General features: G+C 69.4%; 18 protein-coding genes. 7 read left to right on the top strand and 11 right to left on the bottom strand.

Annotated elements, in window-relative coordinates; all coding sequences use genetic code 11:
- The first annotated feature begins 72 nt into the window (after positions 1-72).
- The 3 genes from ACFVWW_RS24470 to ACFVWW_RS24460 all read left to right on the top strand — a co-directional run bounded on the left by ACFVWW_RS24470 (position 73) and on the right by ACFVWW_RS24460 (position 3,375).
- Positions 73-330, top strand: coding sequence for an SCO4848 family membrane protein (locus tag ACFVWW_RS24470; RefSeq protein ID WP_384182361.1), 258 nt, complete (start codon positions 73-75; stop codon positions 328-330).
- A gap of 10 nt (positions 331-340) precedes the next feature.
- Positions 341-1,654 (top strand): metallophosphoesterase, encoded by a 1,314-nt coding sequence (locus tag ACFVWW_RS24465; protein WP_384182358.1) that lies wholly within the window; start codon positions 341-343, stop codon positions 1,652-1,654.
- Positions 1,655-1,821: 167 nt separating this feature from the next.
- A complete protein-coding gene (locus ACFVWW_RS24460; protein WP_386877958.1) occupies positions 1,822-3,375 on the top strand; it encodes an ABC transporter substrate-binding protein in 1,554 nt (517 codons plus the stop codon).
- A 22-nt stretch (positions 3,376-3,397) separates the two neighbouring features.
- On the opposite strand, the gene ACFVWW_RS24455 is transcribed toward ACFVWW_RS24460, so the two are convergent.
- Genes ACFVWW_RS24455 through ACFVWW_RS24445 form a run of 3 tightly spaced genes read right to left on the bottom strand, consistent with a single transcriptional unit; the run spans position 3,398 to position 5,049 of the window.
- Positions 3,398-4,111 carry a TetR family transcriptional regulator gene (locus ACFVWW_RS24455; protein WP_386878147.1) on the bottom strand — a complete coding sequence of 238 codons (714 nt, stop codon included), beginning with the start codon at positions 4,109-4,111 and terminating at the stop codon, positions 3,398-3,400.
- A gap of 59 nt (positions 4,112-4,170) precedes the next feature.
- A complete protein-coding gene (locus tag ACFVWW_RS24450; RefSeq protein ID WP_384182352.1) occupies positions 4,171-4,608 on the bottom strand; it encodes a thiol-disulfide oxidoreductase DCC family protein in 438 nt (145 codons plus the stop codon).
- A gap of 6 nt (positions 4,609-4,614) precedes the next feature.
- On the bottom strand, positions 4,615-5,049 hold the full coding sequence (locus ACFVWW_RS24445; protein ID WP_384182350.1) for a hypothetical protein: 435 nt from the start codon (positions 5,047-5,049) through the stop codon (positions 4,615-4,617).
- Between the two features lie 385 nt (positions 5,050-5,434).
- Here ACFVWW_RS24445 and ACFVWW_RS24440 point away from each other — a divergent pair, with 385 nt between their 5' ends.
- A complete protein-coding gene (locus tag ACFVWW_RS24440) occupies positions 5,435-6,388 on the top strand; it encodes a nitroreductase/quinone reductase family protein (RefSeq protein WP_386877957.1) in 954 nt (317 codons plus the stop codon).
- A gap of 71 nt (positions 6,389-6,459) precedes the next feature.
- Here ACFVWW_RS24440 and ACFVWW_RS24435 read toward each other — a convergent pair whose 3' ends face one another.
- From ACFVWW_RS24435 to ACFVWW_RS24410, 6 genes are all read right to left on the bottom strand, one after another.
- Positions 6,460-7,041 (bottom strand): hypothetical protein, encoded by a 582-nt coding sequence (locus ACFVWW_RS24435; RefSeq protein ID WP_384182345.1) that lies wholly within the window; start codon positions 7,039-7,041, stop codon positions 6,460-6,462.
- 127 nt (positions 7,042-7,168) lie between these two features.
- Positions 7,169-7,927: a succinate dehydrogenase iron-sulfur subunit gene (locus ACFVWW_RS24430; protein WP_384182343.1), complete on the bottom strand. Its 759-nt coding sequence runs from the start codon at positions 7,925-7,927 to the stop codon at positions 7,169-7,171.
- Positions 7,927-9,681 carry a succinate dehydrogenase flavoprotein subunit gene (gene sdhA / locus ACFVWW_RS24425; protein ID WP_384182342.1) on the bottom strand — a complete coding sequence of 585 codons (1,755 nt, stop codon included), beginning with the start codon at positions 9,679-9,681 and terminating at the stop codon, positions 7,927-7,929. Before sdhA ends, ACFVWW_RS24430 begins: the two co-directional genes overlap by 1 nt.
- A 21-nt stretch (positions 9,682-9,702) precedes the next feature.
- On the bottom strand, positions 9,703-10,194 hold the full coding sequence (locus ACFVWW_RS24420; protein WP_384182339.1) for a succinate dehydrogenase hydrophobic membrane anchor subunit: 492 nt from the start codon (positions 10,192-10,194) through the stop codon (positions 9,703-9,705).
- 7 nt (positions 10,195-10,201) lie between these two features.
- Positions 10,202-10,582, bottom strand: a complete 381-nt coding sequence (gene sdhC / locus ACFVWW_RS24415) for a succinate dehydrogenase, cytochrome b556 subunit (protein WP_384182336.1) — start codon at positions 10,580-10,582, stop codon at positions 10,202-10,204.
- 187 nt (positions 10,583-10,769) lie between these two features.
- On the bottom strand, positions 10,770-11,393 hold the full coding sequence (locus tag ACFVWW_RS24410) for a 2-oxo-4-hydroxy-4-carboxy-5-ureidoimidazoline decarboxylase (RefSeq protein ID WP_386877956.1): 624 nt from the start codon (positions 11,391-11,393) through the stop codon (positions 10,770-10,772).
- Positions 11,394-11,684: 291 nt separating this feature from the next.
- Between ACFVWW_RS24410 and ACFVWW_RS24405 the strand changes: the two genes are divergently transcribed.
- The 3 genes from ACFVWW_RS24405 (at position 11,685) to ACFVWW_RS24395 (ending at position 15,204) form a co-directional block, all read left to right on the top strand.
- Complete coding sequence (locus ACFVWW_RS24405; protein ID WP_384182477.1) at positions 11,685-13,322, top strand: glycoside hydrolase family 20 protein; 1,638 nt, start codon at positions 11,685-11,687, stop codon at positions 13,320-13,322.
- Positions 13,323-13,518: 196 nt separating this feature from the next.
- Entirely contained in the window at positions 13,519-14,340 is an 822-nt protein-coding gene (locus ACFVWW_RS24400; RefSeq protein ID WP_384182331.1) for a DUF4328 domain-containing protein, read from the top strand.
- Positions 14,341-14,589: 249 nt separating this feature from the next.
- Complete coding sequence (locus ACFVWW_RS24395; protein WP_384182329.1) at positions 14,590-15,204, top strand: hypothetical protein; 615 nt, start codon at positions 14,590-14,592, stop codon at positions 15,202-15,204.
- 170 nt (positions 15,205-15,374) lie between these two features.
- Here the strand turns inward: ACFVWW_RS24395 and ACFVWW_RS24390 are convergent, their stop codons facing one another.
- The gene (locus tag ACFVWW_RS24390) at positions 15,375-15,737 is read right to left on the bottom strand and encodes a glutamate ligase domain-containing protein (protein WP_386877955.1); all 363 of its coding nucleotides are present in this window, start codon (positions 15,735-15,737) and stop codon (positions 15,375-15,377) included.
- Complete coding sequence (locus ACFVWW_RS24385; protein ID WP_386877954.1) at positions 15,737-16,258, bottom strand: C39 family peptidase; 522 nt, start codon at positions 16,256-16,258, stop codon at positions 15,737-15,739. The genes ACFVWW_RS24390 and ACFVWW_RS24385 overlap by 1 nt, the downstream gene beginning before the upstream one ends.
- Positions 16,259-16,287: the final 29 nt, after the last annotated feature.

Here is a 16,287-nt window from a genome sequence, read left to right as displayed (position 1 = left end):
GACAGCTGGTCCGGCCCCCGGCCCTCAGGACCCCGCTGCGGCTGCCCGGAGGGCGGCGGCGATACTGAGCATATGAAGCTCAGCCGTCCCGTGTCCTGGTTCCTGCTCACGTTCGGTATCTGGAGCTGGTTCATCTGGATCACCTTCGTCAAGAACCTGTGGCAGGACGGCAGCGGACTCGCCTTCGACGACGCCGGTGATCCGACCGGATATTTCTGGGTCCATCTGGTGCTCGCCATCGTGTCCTTCCTTCTGGGGACGGCCGTGGGAGTGATCGGGTTCCGTGGCGTCCGCGCACTGCGGCGCGAACAGCACACACAACTCGGATAGGGGGCCGTTCGTGGTCGTAGTGGTCGTTCTGGTGGTGGTCGCGGCCGTCGCGCTGGTGGTCGCCGCGCACTGGTACGTGTGGCGGCGCCTGGTGCGTGACACGACGAAGCCGCGCGGTCTCGGCCGCGGGCTGGGCACGGCAGCCGTCGTGCTGATGCCGTTCCTGGCCGTCGGCGCCGTGAGCTCGGGACGAGCCGGGGCGCCCTTCTGGCTGCAGCAGGTACTCGCCTGGCCGGGCTTCCTGTGGCTGGCGGTGCTGCTGTACCTGGTGCTGGCGCTGGTGGTGGGTGAGGTCGTACGGCCCCTGCTGCTGCGGCGGCTGCCGGAGCGCGGGGAGGCCGGGCGAGCTGCCGGGGAATCCGCCGTCGCGGCGGAGACACCGGCCGTGGTCGGGGCCCGTACCGCGTCCGGGGCGGGCGCGGTCATACCTGAAGGTACGACAGAGCAGTCAACGCCGCCTGCCGGCGCCGCCGTCGGTGCCACGGCCGCGCCCGCCGCGCCCTCCCGCAGGCTCTTCGTCTCCCGTGTCGTCGGCGGCGCAGCCGCGACCGCGGCGCTCGCCACCGTCGGATACGGCACCTACGGCGTGCTGCGGGGCCCCCGGGTCAAGCGCCTCACCGTCCCGCTCGCGAAGCTGCCGCGCGGCGCCCACGGCTTCCGCATCGCCGTCGTCAGCGATATCCACCTCGGCCCGATCCTGGGCCGCGCGCACACCCAGCGCATCGTCGACACCATCAACTCCACCCGGCCCGATCTGATCGCCGTCGTCGGTGACCTGGTGGACGGCACCGTCGAGGACCTGGGCCCGGCGGCGGAGCCGCTCGCCGGCCTGGAGGCACCGCACGGCACGTTCTTCGTCACGGGGAACCACGAGTACTTCTCGGGTGCCGAGGCGTGGGTCGACCATGTGCGGGAGCTGGGACTGCGGCCCCTGGAGAACGACCGCGTGGAGCTGCCCGGCTTCGATCTCGCCGGGGTCAACGACCCCGCCGGCGAGAGCGAGGGCGCGGGCCCCGACTTCGCGAAGGCGCTCGGCGACCGCGACCGGGCCAGGACGTCCGTACTCCTCGCGCATCAGCCCGTGGTCATCGACGACGCCGTACGCCACGGCGTCGACCTACAGCTTTCCGGACACACGCACGGCGGTCAGCTCTGGCCGGGAAACTACCTCGCGGAGCTCGCCAACCCCACCGTGGCCGGTCTGGAGCGGTACGGCGACACCCAGCTGTACGTGTCCCGGGGCGCGGGCGCCTGGGGTCCGCCGGTCCGTGTCGGGGCCCCCTCCGACATCACCGTCGTGGAGCTGGCTTCGCGCCAGGCATGACCTCGGAGACGGCTTGTTCCCGCTCTTGCGCCGGCCCCCGATCCGGCTCTCACACCTTGACCTGACTGTTGCCTGTGAGAGCCGGGATTTCCCTTCCACTGGTGAAACCCTTGTGGTTGGGTGATCGCCATCACGGTCAGGGGTGGGCGTGATAGAGGGGCACAGCAATGCGGCCGATCCGTCTGCGGATTCTCATCACTTGTCTTGTGCTGGTGATTGCGGGTGTGGGCGGCTGGCAGCTGCTCCCGTCCGACAATGCCGAGCAGAAGTCGATCACCGTCGGTACGACGGACGTGGTCACCTCGCTCGATCCGGCGGGAGCGTACGACGCCGGCTCCTGGGCGTTGTTCAGCAACATCTACCAATCACTGCTGACGTTCAAACCAAGTTCGATCATGCCGGTGCCGGACGCGGCGCGCAGCTGCGGCTTCGTCGGGACGGAACTCCGGACCTATCGCTGCGAGGTCAGGGACGATCTCACCTTCCCCGGCGGCCGCAAGCTCACCGGAGCGGACGTCAAGTACTCCTTCGACCGGGTTCTGGCGATCAAGGCGGATGTCGGTCCGCTGCCCCTCTTCTCCACGCTCAAGTCGGTCGTGGCCAAGGGGCAGACCGTCACCTTCCACCTCGGTTCCGGGGACGCGACCTTCCCGCTGAAGGTGGCCACGGGGGCCGGTTCGATCGTCGACCGCACCCAGTACCCGGCGGGCCAACTGCGCGCGGGCAACGAGGTGGACGGCTCGGGGCCGTACATCCTCAAGAGGTACGCCCCGGGGGCCACCGCCCATCTGGAGCCCAACCCCGCGTACCGCGGCTCGATCGCCGAGACCGGTGGTCCGGTGGACGTCCGGTACTTCAAGACGCCCGACGCGCTGGCCGCGGCGTGGAAGGCCCGCACCGTCGACGTCACCCACCGCCAGCTGCCCCCGGCGCTGATCGCCGGGCTGGACGAGAGCCAGGACGACATCCGGGTCAACGAGGCCGACAGCGCCGCGATCCGCAATCTCGTCTTCAACGTGCGCGACGGTTCACCGATGGCCGACAAGGCGGTACGCGCGGCGGTCGCCGCGATCGTCGACCGGCCCAAGATCGTCTCCGGTGTCTACCACTCCACGGTCGATCCGCTCTACTCGCTGATCCCGCAGGGCATCCCCTCCCACACCACGCCGTTCTTCGACGCCTATCCGAAGCCCGATCCCGAGCGGGCCAGGACACTCCTGGCGGACGCGGGAGTGTCGACCCCGGTGCGTTTCACGCTCGCGCACGCGGAGGGCGGCTCGGCCGCGCCGGAGGCCGACGAGCTGCGCGAGCAGCTGGAGGCCACCGGGTTGTTCACGGTGAAGACCGTCGAGAAGGAGTGGACGGCCTTCCAGAAGGGCTTCTCCGCCGGGGAGTACGACGCGTACACCGTCAGCTGGCTGCCGGACTTCCCCGATCCCGACAACTTCATCCAGCCGCTGGTCGGCCGGGACGCCACGCTGCACAGCGGCTATGCGAGCGACCGCGTCGACGAACTGATCCGGTCCACCCAGCGGTTCAGCGAACGCTCCCGCGCCTCGGCGGACTTCAAGTCCCTGCAGCAGGTGGTGGCGCAGGACGTGCCGCTCCTGCCGCTGTGGCAGAAGAAGGACTACGTCCTGAGCACGCAGGACGTCACGGGCTCGCAGTACCTCTCGGACGGCACCGGCATCTGGCGGCTGTGGCAGCTGGACTGGATCTGACCGGTGGGCCGGCTCCGGCCGGTCAGCCCTTCTTGCGGGAGGCGGCCACTTCCGCCATGCCCGGCAGGAAGTCCGTGAACAGCTCGTGCACTTCGCGTACGAGCGGCCGCAGTACCCGGAAGCGGGAGAGCGCGACGCCCCGGCTGGTCAGCCGGGCGCCGCGCTCGGCGAGGCGGCGGCTGCGCTCGCTGCCCTCGGAGCGGTCGAAGACCCAGTACAGGACAAGGCCCATCTGGGACAGCCACATCAGCTCGGGGAGTATGTCCACCAGGTCGTCGGCGACCTTGGACCGGGAGCCGGCCAGCGCCTCCCGGTGGACCGCGATGGCCGCCTCGCGGGCGTGGTCCGATTCGGGGGAGAACGGGCTCAGCGGGCTCTCCGGGTCCGCCGCGTTCTTGAAGAACTGGGCGGCGAACTCGTGGTACGGCTCCGCGATGTCGAGCCAGGCCTTCAGCACCCCGGCCATCCGCGCCTCGAGTTCGGTCTCCCGGTTGAGCACCGGCCGGACCGCCACCCGGTGTTCGGCGGCGATCCGGTCGTAGAAGCCCTGGACGAGATGTTCCTTGGACGAGAAGTAGTAGTACGCGTTCCCGACGGAGACCCCGGCCTCCTTGGCGATGGCCCGCATGGTCGTCTTGTCGTAACCGCGCTCCTGGAAGAGCCGCAGCGCGGTTTCGAGGATGAGCGTGCGGGTCTGCTCGCTCTTCGGGGCCTTGGGGTCCTTCGCGTCCTTCACGGCGTCCTTGACGTCCTTCGTATCCTGCGTGTCCTTCTCGTCCCTCACGCTGCCCGAGCCTAATGCGACGGCGAGGGCGCCTCGCACACGCCGTCGCAGGGCGCCGCCGTCAGCTCCCGGTATTTCGAGGCGGCGAGCACACTGACCCGGGCGAAGGGGGCGCCGGCCGGGGTGGCCAGCCAGTGGGCCTTGGGCCGGTGTTCGGCCAGCGCCCAGAGGCAGACGATCCAGGCGGCGGTCCCGCGGTAGATCTGGCCGCCGTCACCGATGACGGTGATCTCCTTCAGCGTGGAGCGGTGATCGAGGTCCGGGAACCGCCGCCGCGCCTCCTGCGAGTTGGCGGGTACCGGATCGATCGGTACGAGCTGGGGCTGGCGCAGCAGCCAGTGCCGCAGATGGACACAGAGCGGGCAGTCCGCGTCGTACAGCACGGTCAGCCGCCGTACGGGCAGCCGGTGCGCGGGCAGCCGGTGCGCGGGCCTCGACTCCCTGGCCACGGCCGCTCACACCCCGGTGGCCGGCGTGGCCCACGGACCCTTGGCCACCGGCCCCGTCCAGCCCTGCGGCGGCACCGGCGGCGTCTGCTCGCGCTCCATGATCCCGCGCCGCCGGATCTTGTTGAGTACGTACACGTTGCCGAGGTGCATCACCCCGAGGACGAGCAGGACGACACCGACCTTCACCGAGAGCGCCTCGAAGAGCCCGCGGGCGTTCTCGACGGTGTCGGTGTTCTTCAGATAGAGCGCGACGAAGCCGAGGTTGACCAGATAGAAGCCCACCACCAGCAGGTGGTTGACGGCCTCGGCGAGCTTCTCGTTCCCGTGCAGTACGTCGGCGAGAAAGACGCGTCCGTTCCGGCTCAGCGTCCGGGCCACCCACACGGTGAGCGCCAGGCTGATCGCCAGGTAGACCAGATACGCGACAACAGTGAGGTCCATCCCCCACCCTCCCTTTGAACGTGTTCAAAAGCTGTTGTCCTGGACTGTAGACCTACTTTTGAACATGTTCAAGTGGGGATCGGGCGCGCCGCGACACCCACGCCGGGCCGCGCCCGGCCGCGTTGACGGGCTGCGTTGACAGGCCGCGTTCCGGTGGCTGTAATGGTGCGCGTGTCGCGTGACTCCGACCAGAGAGCTCTGGGTGGGTCGGTGGGTGGGCGGCACCTTTCATTAAGGGGCGACGCCATGAGTTCTCACTCCGCCTAACGCGTCTGACGTCCGCGCCGTCCGCGCGCAGTCCCTTGTCCCGGCGACCGTCCACGGCTCCGTATGCCGGTCGGTGTCCAGTTCCGGGCCACCCATGTCATTGGAGATCCGACACCGTATGTCCCTGTCCTTCAACCATTCGGTCATCGAGGAGTTCCGGGCCAACGCGGGAAAGGTCGGTGGCCCCTTCGAGGGCGGCGACCTTCTCCTGCTGACCACCACCGGCGCGAAGTCGGGAGCGGATCACACCGTTCCGCTCGGCTACGTCCGCGACGGCGAGCTGCTGCTCGTCGTCGGGTCCGCCGGAGGCGCGCCCCGTCATCCCGCCTGGTACCACAACATGCTCGTCCACCCCTTGGTGCGCGTGGAGATCGGCACCGAGGTCTTCGAAGCAGTCGCGGTCCCCGCCGAGGGCGCGCGACGCGACCGGCTGTTCGCGCGGGTGGTACGCGCGGCGCCCGGCTACGCCGACTACCAGGCCAACACCTCCCGGATCCTGCCGGTCGTGGTCCTGGAACGCTCCGAGCCCGAGGCGGGGGAGGCGCAGGAGGAGGCGCGGGGCCCTCGTGAGATCACCAATCTCGCCGACAAGCTCATCGAGGTCCATACCTGGCTGCGCGCGCAGCTGCGATCCGTACGCGCCGAGGCCGGCGCCCATTTCGCCGCGCGGGCGGCCCACCAGGGCCCCGGCGAACCGTCGGCGCCGGGTCTGGGCCTCCAGCTCCGGCAGCACTGCCTGGCGTTCTGCGAGTCCCTGGAGTTCCACCACACGGGGGAGGACGCACATGTCTTCCCGGCGCTCGCGGTCCACCATCCCCACCTGGCCGGCGCCCTCGACCGGCTGCGCGACGAACACCGTACGGTCGCGCGCATCCAGGGCGAGCTGCTCGCCCTGCTGGCCGACCTCGGCAGCGCCGACCCGGAGCGTTTCCTCACGGAGCTGGACCGGATGTCCGAGGAGCTGACGGCGCACCTCGACTACGAGGAGGAGTCGCTTCTCCCGGTCCTGGCCGGGATCCCGTTCCCGCCGGCTCCGCCCGTACCCGGCGCGGCGGAAAGCGTCGCCGGCTGACGGGTGGTCACGAAGGCGGTGACGGACCTCGTACCCGGCGTGCCGGTACCCGGTCCGTCGCCGCCCCCCACTCACATGCTGCTGAGCGACCGGGCGTAGGAGATCTGCCCCATGACCATCTGGAAGGCTCCCTCGTGGTTGGCCGGCACCATGGTCGAGTGATGCCTGCCGCCGCTGGTCACCGTGATCTGGATGAACCCGGTCGTCGTCTTCTCCTTCATCAGCAGGAAGAGCAGACCGAGCAGGCAGAACAGGAAGAAGACGACCGCCAGGATGATGGCGTGCGTCGGGATCTTCTCCTCCGTGCGGGACATGTCCGTCGCGTTCCACACCGCGCCCCTGAGCGGCAGCGTGCCCGACGGGGTGATGATCGAGTCGTTCATGACGGTGATGTCACCGATGGAGACCAGCGGCGCCCCCGCGCCGCCCACCGGTACGGGCATCGGGGCGCCGGACTGCGGATAGCCGTACCCGGGAGCCGGGTTGGGGTAGCCGTAGCCGGGCGCCGCGCCCAACTGGCCGTCGGCGAGGGTCGGATTCGGGAAGTCGTACTCCGGAGTCCCCGGGGCGCCCGTCGCTCCCGGCTGCCGTGCCGGCTGCTGCGGCGGCCCCCAGTTGTACTCCCCGTCCGCGTACGGATTCGGCTCGGTCATCTCTCCCCGCTTTCCGTGGTCTTTCTCGGCTGCATTGATCCTGACACAACAAGGGCCCGCTCCTGTACGGCGTACCGAACAGAAACGGGCCCTCGAAGCGGCAACGGCCCCGGACAGGGCCGAGCCGTCAGAACCGGCGGGTGATCAGCGCGCGCTTGACTTCCTGGATCGCCTTCGTGACCTCGATACCACGCGGGCAGGCGTCCGTGCAGTTGAACGTCGTGCGGCAACGCCACACCCCGTCCTTGTCGTTGAGGATCTCAAGACGCTGCTCCCCGGCCTCGTCACGCGAGTCGAAGATGAAGCGGTGCGCGTTCACGATCGCGGCGGGACCGAAGTACTGGCCGTCGTTCCAGAACACCGGGCAGGACGACGTGCACGCGGCGCACAGAATGCACTTGGTGGTGTCGTCGAAGCGCTCGCGGTCCTCGGAGGACTGCAGGCGCTCACGCGTCGGCTCGTTGCCGCTGGTGACGAGGAAGGGCATCACATCGCGGTACGCCTGGAAGAACGGATCCATGTCCACGATCAGGTCCTTGAGGACCGTGAGGCCCTTTATGGGCTCGACCGTGATCGGCTTGGCGGGGTTGATGTCCTTGATCAACGTCTTGCACGCCAGCCGGTTACGGCCGTTGATCCGCATCGCGTCGGAGCCGCAGATGCCGTGCGCGCAGGAGCGCCGGAAGGTGAGGGTGCCGTCCAGTTCCCACTTGATCTTGTGGAGACCGTCGAGCACCCGCTCCTTCGGGTCGATGTCGATCTGGAAGTCCTGCCACTGGGCCTCGTCCGAGACCTCCGGGTTGAAGCGGCGGATCCGGAAGGTGACCGTGATGAGGTGCGAGGCGGCGGACGCCGCCTCCACCCGGTCCAGGGTCGGGGTAGCCATCAGTACTTACGCTCCATCGGCTGGTAGCGGGTCTGGACGACCGGCTTGTAGTCGAGACGGATGGACTCGATGCCGTCGTCGCCGACCTCGCGGTACGCCATGGTGTGGCGCATGAAGTTCACGTCGTCACGGTTGGGGAAGTCCTCGCGGTAGTGACCACCGCGGGACTCCTTGCGGGCGAGCGCCGAGACGGCCATCACCTCGGCCAGGTCGAGCAGGTTGCCCAGCTCGACGGCCTCCAGAAGATCGGTGTTGAAGCGGCGGCCCTTGTCCTGGACGGACACGTTCAGGTAGCGCTCGCGCAGCTCGCCGATCTTCTCGACGGCCGTCTTGATCGTCTGCTCGGTACGGAACACCATGACATTGGCGTCCATGGTCTCCTGGAGCTCCAGGCGCAGGTCGGCGACCCGCTCCTTGCCCGTGGAGTTGCGCAGTCGCTCGACCTGCGCCTCGACCAGCTCCGCCGGGTTCTCGGGCAGCTCGACGTACTCGCTCTTCGCGGCGTACTCCGCGGCGGCGATACCGGAGCGGCGGCCGAAGACGTTGATGTCCAGCAGCGAGTTGGTGCCCAGACGGTTGGCGCCGTGCACCGAGACGCACGCGACCTCGCCGGCCGCGTACAGGCCGGGGACGACCGTCGTGTTGTCCGCGAGGACCTCGCCCTGGACGTTGGTGGGGATGCCGCCCATGGCGTAGTGCGCGGTCGGCTGGATCGGGATCGGGTCCGTGTACGGCTCGATGCCCAGGTAGGTCCGCGCGAACTCGGTGATGTCGGGCAGCTTGGCGTCCAGCTGCTCCGGCGGCAGGTGCGTGAGGTCGAGGTAGACGTGGTCGCCCTCGGGACCGCAGCCGCGGCCCTCGCGGATCTCCGTGTAGATGGAGCGCGAGACGACATCGCGCGAGGCGAGGTCCTTCATGACGGGCGCGTACTTCTCCATGAAGCGCTCGCCGTCCTTGTTGCGCAGGATGCCGCCCTCACCGCGGGCGCCCTCCGTGAGCAGGATGCCCATGCGCCAGATGCCCGTCGGGTGGAACTGGAAGAACTCCATGTCCTCCAGCGGCAGTCCGCGCCGGTAGCACGCGGCCTGGCCGTCACCGGTCAGGGTGTGCGCGTTGGAGGTCACCTTGAAGAACTTGCCGGTGCCGCCGGAGGCGTAGATGACCGACTTCGCCTGGAAGACATGGATCTCGCCGGTGGCCAGCTCGTAGGCGACCACGCCGGCGGACTTCTTGACCCCGTCGACCTCGACGATCAGCTGGTCCAGGACGTAGAACTCGTTGAAGAACTCCACGCCCTCCTTGACGCAGTTCTGGTACAGCGTCTGGAGGATCATGTGCCCCGTACGGTCCGCGGCGTAGCAGGACCGGCGGACCGGCGCCTCGCCGTGGTTACGGGAGTGGCCGCCGAAGCGGCGCTGGTCGATGGTGCCGTCCGGGGTCCGGTTGAACGGCAGGCCCATCTTCTCCAGGTCGAGGACCGCGTCGATGGCCTCCTTCGCCAGGATCTCGGCGGCGTCCTGGTCGACCAGGTAGTCACCGCCCTTGATCGTGTCGAAGGTGTGCCACTCCCAGTTGTCCTCTTCCACATTGGCGAGCGCGGCGGCCATACCGCCCTGCGCGGCGCCCGTGTGGGACCGGGTCGGGTAGAGCTTCGTCAGCACGGCGGTACGGCTGCGCTTGGTCGACTCGATGGCCGCGCGCATGCCGGCGCCGCCGGCGCCGACGATGACGGTGTCGTACTTATGGATCTTCATTGGTCTCGTCCAGCCCCGGCTTTAGCGGATGTTCGGGTCGAAGGTGAAGATCACCAGCGAGCCCAGAAGGATGGTGAACACCGTGGCGGTGTACAGCAGGCCCTTGAGCCACAGACGCGTCGTGGTGCGCTCCGCGTAGTCGTTGATGACCGTACGGAGGCCGTTGCCGCCGTGCAGCATCGCCAGCCACAGCATCAGCAGATCCCAGACCTGCCAGAACGGGGACGCCCAGCGGCCGGCCACGAAGGCGAAGCCGATCTTGGAGACGCCGCCGTCCAGCACCAGCTGGATGAGCAGATGGCCGAGGACCAGGACGACCAGCAGGACACCGGACAGCCGCATGAAGAGCCACGCGGCCATCTCGAAGTTGCCGCGGGTCGACTTCGGGGTCCTGCCGGTGCGCTTGCGCGGCGCCTCGATGAGGGGGGCCGGGAAGTCGGCGTCGTACAGGCTCGCGCCCTCGACGGGACTGATCTGGGAAGAGGTGTCAGCCACTGCGTTGTTCGAAGACATTGCGGACTCAGCTCCCGAAGACTTGGCGTGCGGCGTGGCCGAGCACGGGGTAGAGGGCGCCCACCATCAGGACGATCCAGATGCCCATGACGCTCCAGAGCATCTGCTTCTGATAGCGCGGGCCCTTCGACCAGAAGTCCACGGCGATGACACGCAGGCCGTTGAGCGCGTGAAAGAGGATGGCGGCCACAAGGCCGTACTCGAGCAGCGCGACGACCGGGTTCTTGTAGGTCGCTACGACGTCGTCGTAGGCCTCGGGGGAGACACGGACGAGAGCGGTGTCCAGCACGTGTACGAACAGGAAGAAGAAGATGAGGACGCCGGTGACTCGATGAGCCACCCAGGACCACATTCCTTCCCGGCCGCGGTACAGCGTTCCAGCCGGCACGGAAAAACCCTCCGGGAGCGGTGATCGGGGCCGGCCGCCATCTTCTACTCAATCAAGCACAGTGGTGTCGGTCGCGCCCGGCCGGGTACGGTCCACCGGCCCCGGCCATCGTAGCGACGAGTTGTCGGTTCGTTCGCCCGGGGTCCGTAGGTGTGATCAAACAGGCAATCAAACAGCCACGGACGGGCTACTGGGGCGCCCGAAATCCCTGCATTCCATATGAACCTATCGTCGCTCGATCACCCGAATGGCCGGTTTCCGGAGGGCATTCCGGATCGCATCCCGGCTGGCGTCCCGGATCGTGTCCCGGATCGCGTCCCGGGTGGCGGACGAGCAGCCGGGTGATCCGGCCCCTGGCGAGCCGGCGCAGCTCGTCGGCGGCGACGGCCCGCTCGTGGTCGGGATCGTGGCCGAGTCGGGTCCGGATGACGGCCAGCATGTGGTCGAGGTACTCCTCCGGCCGGTGTCCGTCGGGGCTGATCACGAAGGCGTGGCCGAAGCTGCTCTCGTACGCGGCGTGCGCGGCGCGCAGCGCGGTGATGGCCGCGGGCGGGGCGCTGCGGGGCGGCCCCGAGGACGATTCGTCGGCGAGCGCCTCGGTGAGGTCGGCGTGCGAGAGGTCGTAGCTGGCCTCGTCGGACGCGGCGAGCAGGGTGTCGAGATCGGCGTAGGGACGGTGGGCGGCGAGCCGCTGGGCCCAGCGGTGGCTGCCGCAGCACGTGAGGAACGCGGCTTCCGCGGCGCAGGCCGGGGCGGCGTTGAGGAGGCGGAGGCCGTCCGGAGGGCCGGCCTGGGATGCACTGGACAGCATGGGCTCCTCGAACGCGGCGTGCGCGGGGCGCAGACGTGACGGCGGACGTGCCGGGCGTGCCGGATGCGGCAGACGCCCTGGCAGACGTCATGGCGGACGCGGTGGTTGAGCGGTGAACGGATGAATCTGCCGTAACCGTATCGACGCCTGGAGTGAATTGTCCCAGGGATGCTCGATTTTCACCCGGACGGGAGAGTTTCAGCGCGCGCCGTGGACGTGGGCGTGGGACCTTCGCCGTAACTGCGTCATGCTTTTGCCGCGCTTTCCCCGCACATGGGAGGTTTCTGAGTGATGTGGATATCCCGGGGTACCCAGGTCGTGGGCACGGTTGTCGCGGTGGCCGCCACCTTCACGGTGGTGGGATGCGGCTCCGGGGGCGCGCGTGCCGGCTCGCCGGACGACGTGCGGTCGGCGTCCGCCGCCTCCGCCTCCGCCTCTTCGGCGGCGGCTCGTTCCTCCACCCTCTCCTCCGCGGCCTCCCCCTCACCGACGTACGCACTCTCGGTCGCGCCGCGATCCATACCCTCCGTCCGCACGCACGAGGCGGCCCGCGGTCCCGGCTGGCGGCCCGGCGCGAAGAGCGGGGTCGTGATCGCGACCGGCAGCGAGGGACTCGCCGACGAGGGCAAGCTGCTCTCCCAGGAGCTGAAGATCGCCTACCGGGGCACCGCCAAGGCGCGCGCCGGAGATGTCGAGCTGGCCCTCGCGAGCGGGGGCGGCGCGGCGGAGTCGTACACCCTGAGCGTGCGCTCCGGCCGGGTCCGGATCACCGGCCCCGACCAGGCCGGGGTCTTCTACGGCACCCGCACGCTCAAGCAGTCCGTGCGCGCCGACGGCGCGATGCCGGAAGGCGTCGTACGGGACCGTCCCGGCCGTCCGCAGCGCGGGCTCAACCTCGACATCGCACGCAAGTACTACACCCCGGGCTGGATCGAGGACCGGCTGCGGGAGATGGCCGACCTCAAGCTCAATCAGCTGGGGCTGCACTTCTCCGACGACCAGGGCTTCCGTATCGAGTCCACCAGCCATCCCGAGATCGTCTCCAAGCAGCACCTGTCCAAGGCCGAGGTGCGGCACATCCTGGCGCTGGCCAAGCGGCTGCACATCAACGTCGTCCCGGAGATCGACAACCCGGGGCACCTCGGCGCGGTGCTGCAGGTGTACCCCGCGCTCCAGCTGCGCAATGTCAACGGCACGCCCACGCGCGGTGCGATCGACATCTCCCAGGCGGCGTCCGCGCGGCTCCTGGACGATCTGCTGCGTGAGTTCGCCGGGCTGTTCCCCGGCCCGTACTGGCATCTCGGCGCGGACGAGTACCAGGCGCTGGTCGTCGCCGACCCCCAGGCGTCTTTTCCGAAGCTCGCCCAGCTCGCGGTCAAGAAGTACGGAAGCGGGGGCACCGTCCAGGATCTGACGACCGGCTGGACGAATGACCGCGCCGCGGTGATGCGTCCGTTCAAGAGGCAGCTCAGGGTGTGGAACGACGGCATCTTCAGGGGCGGTTCCGTCCAGGCCGACAAGAGCCTGCAGGTCGCCTACTGGACGGGCAAGGAGATCGGGGCGCGGCCGCCGGAGGAGTATCTGAGCGCCGGCCGCACGATGGTCAACTACAACGACGAGTACCTCTACTACGTGCTCGGCCAGCCCAACGACTTCCGCTATCCGACCGGGCAGCGGATCTACGAGCAGTGGACCCCGCTGGTCCTGCGCGGCACGAACGCGGTGCCCGCGCGCTACTCGAAGCAGATCCTGGGCGGAGTGTTCGCGGTCTGGGGCGACTTCCCGAACGCGCAGACCCAGGACCAGGTGGCCAACGGGATCAGGCTGCCGCTGGCGGCGGTGTCCCAGAAGCTCTGGGATCCGGGCAAGCCGCCGCTGAGCTGGAGCGGGTTCACGGCGCTCGCCGCGAAGGTCGACGGGAACGGCTGAGGCGACGGCGGAGAGTCGGCGGCGGAGTCGGCGGCGGAGGGCGGGCGGCGCGCGGCGCGCGGCGGATACGGACCGCGCGCCGTGCCGAACCCTGTGGACAGGGCGTGCGGCGGACGCATATCTTCCGCTGGCGCCCGGGGAGGGCGCGTTCAAGAACCTTGGGGGGTTCCACACCATGCTGTGTACGGACTGCCGTATGCGAGCCGCGGTCACCGCGGACGGACTGTGCGACATATGTGCCACCGAGCGGGCGCGGACGGGCGGGACGGCGGGACACCTCGCGCCGCTCGCGCCCCCGCCTGCGCCCGCGTACGGCTACCCGGCCGCGCCCGCTGTCGCTCCGCCTCGGCTGGCCTCACCGGTCGGGCTGTCGCGGGCCGTTGTCGTACTTCTCTGCGCGGTCATCGCGGCGGACATCTTCGCGCTGGCCGCCGGGGCCAATGTCTACGGGCTGATGTCCGATGTCCTGGCCGAGGACTTCGACGCGTTCACCGACGCGGACCTCGACCGGGCCGACTGGCTCTACGCCGGGTCCGGCGTCGCGCAGCTCGTCGCGCTGCTGGCGGCGGCCGTCGTCTTCATCATCTGGTTCGTCAGGGTGCGCAAGAACGCGGGCGTCTTCGCCCCGGACCGGCACCGGATGGGGCCCGGCTGGGCCATCGGCTCGTGGTTCGTGCCGTTCGGCAACTTCTGGCTGCCGCGCCGGGTCGCGGGCGACATCTGGGCGGCGAGCACGCAGGACGAGCCGGACGGGAGCCGGCGCCCGGTCTCGTACGCACTGGTCAACGCCTGGTGGGCGGCGTGGGTCTGCACGCTGCTGCTGGGGCGGTACGGCTCTCGTATGTACGACCAGGCAGAGGAGGCCGACGCGGTCAGGGAGGCGGCGGGTGTGCTGTTCGCCGCGGACCTGGTGGATGTACTGGCCGCCGTGCTCGCGATCCTCTTCGTACGGAAGCTGACGCGTATGCAGCACCTGAAGGCGACGCAGGGACCGCTCGCGCCGGCCCCGCCGCTGTAGCGGACGCCGCTGCCCGGGTCCGGCACACCACCGGCGCGATCCCGCCGGACCGGGCCTCGGGGCAGCACCCGGCGGTCGGCGGCCGGATTCATTCGTCGAAGATCCGTTTCTCCCCTTCCTCGGCGGCGGGTAATTCCGGCGTACCGGGCCTTCGTCGCGTAAAGCCCCGGGTTGCATGATCTACGAGTGACGTATTCCAGCCGTTCGGCGCTGTAGGGGTCAGTACTGCGTCCGCGACGGGAGACGTGAATGAGCCTGGTGAAGCTGATCGCACAAGCGGACGAGCGCGGTCTGGCCGCGAGCGGGCTCGCCTGCCTCGACCGGTGTCTGCCGCTGCTCGCCGAGGAGCCCGATGTCCTGCGGCCGCTGTGGGCGGGCATCGTGGACGGTGAGCAGGACTGGTCCGTACGGCTGGCGGCGGCCAGGGTCGCCCTGGACCACGCCGTCGACGAGGAACCCGCCGAGAACGTCACCACCGCGCTCGTACGGACCATGCTCGGTTCCGCGCCGTCGCAATGGTCGGCGGAACCGCTGCGGCTCTGGGCGGACACCTGCTCCGTCGTCGCCCTGGAGATCCACCGGACGTTCGACGCGGTGAGTGAGGACGGGAGCGACGCCGCCGCGGAGCGGCTGGCGCGCTGCCGCGAGGACACGGCGGAGGTGGCGGACGCGGTGGACGGGGCCGAGGGCGCGTACGGCGTCGGCCCGCTGGTCGCCGGTGAACTGCGGCGCCAGATACGGATCCTGGAGATCCTGGCCGAGACGCCGGGGGCGCCGGGACTGCGCCTGGCCATGGACCACTCGACCGAGGGACAGCGGGTACTGCGCGCGGTGGTCTCACGCCGAGCGAGGGCGGAGAGCTGACGTTCCCGGCAGCTGTGAGGTGACCGGTTCCGACCGGTCCGCCGCCGAACCGGCGCGTCCGCCCGGAGACATCGGGAGGACGACCGGGGCCGCCACCCCCCACAGGAGAGGCCCCGGTCGCCGTCCGCCGGTTCAGGAGACAGCGAGGGGCTGAGCGAGCGGAAGGCGGCTCAGAAGCCGGTGATGGGTTGTCCGGTGAGGGCTTGCGCGATCTGCCAGAGCTGACTGGCGCGCGATGCCTTCACGAGTACCACATCGCCGGGCTTGAGGATGGAGTCGAGGTAGGCGGCAGCGGTCGTGTTGTCGCCCACCAGCGCGATATCCGGAACGCCTGCCGCGCCCGCTGAGAGGGCGAGCTGCTTCGCCATGAGACCGCCGACTGCCACCACGAGATCGACACCGCTCTCGGCTGCGAAGCGCCCGGTCTCGCGGTGGGCTTCTGCTGCCCCGTCGCCCAGCTCAAGCATCTCCCCGAGTACGGCGATCCTCCGGCCGCCCTCGGCCTCGGTCGTATCGCCGACCGCCTCGGTCATCAAGACTCTCCGTTGTTCAGAGGCGCGAAGGTGATCGCGCGGCCCGTGTAAGAAAGGGACAGGCGGCTGAGGGGGACTCGATCATGCGTCTGGCCCCACGCGGAAGGGTCTCGGATGAAGACCGCGGGGTCGGGGCCGTCCTCGTAGCCGTGCAGAATTACGAGGTGGCCGCCTGAGCGGCCGTCGTCGGGGAACTGTTCTGTCACTGACACGATCATGGGTGCTTGGCCGAGGCGTTCGAGGAGGTTCCCCGCCGGGATCGGCTCGGCACGGGAGGGGACGCCGAGGTCGGTTGCGAGGTTGGCGATCCCCGCGTGAAGTGCTCCACGCGGGGTCAGGACCTTCTCCTTTTCCGCGAGTTTCAGCAGCTCCGTAACCGTTGGAGCTTCGCGCCCGTAGGCGAGCAAGATCATCCGGAGTGACGCCAGGCCGCACGCCCGGTTGGACCATGCGATCCGATCCCCGAGGGCCCAGCCTCCGTGTAGATCCCACTCGGCGGCGTCGATGAGCTGTCGGCACATGGGGACATCGTGGACGCGCGGCACAGCTG

Source organism: Streptomyces sp. NPDC058198 (genome assembly GCF_042882605.1).
Lineage (GTDB): Bacteria > Actinomycetota > Actinomycetes > Streptomycetales > Streptomycetaceae > Streptomyces.
Note: the sequence above shows the minus strand (reverse complement) of the source record. Positions and strands in the feature narration are given on the sequence as shown.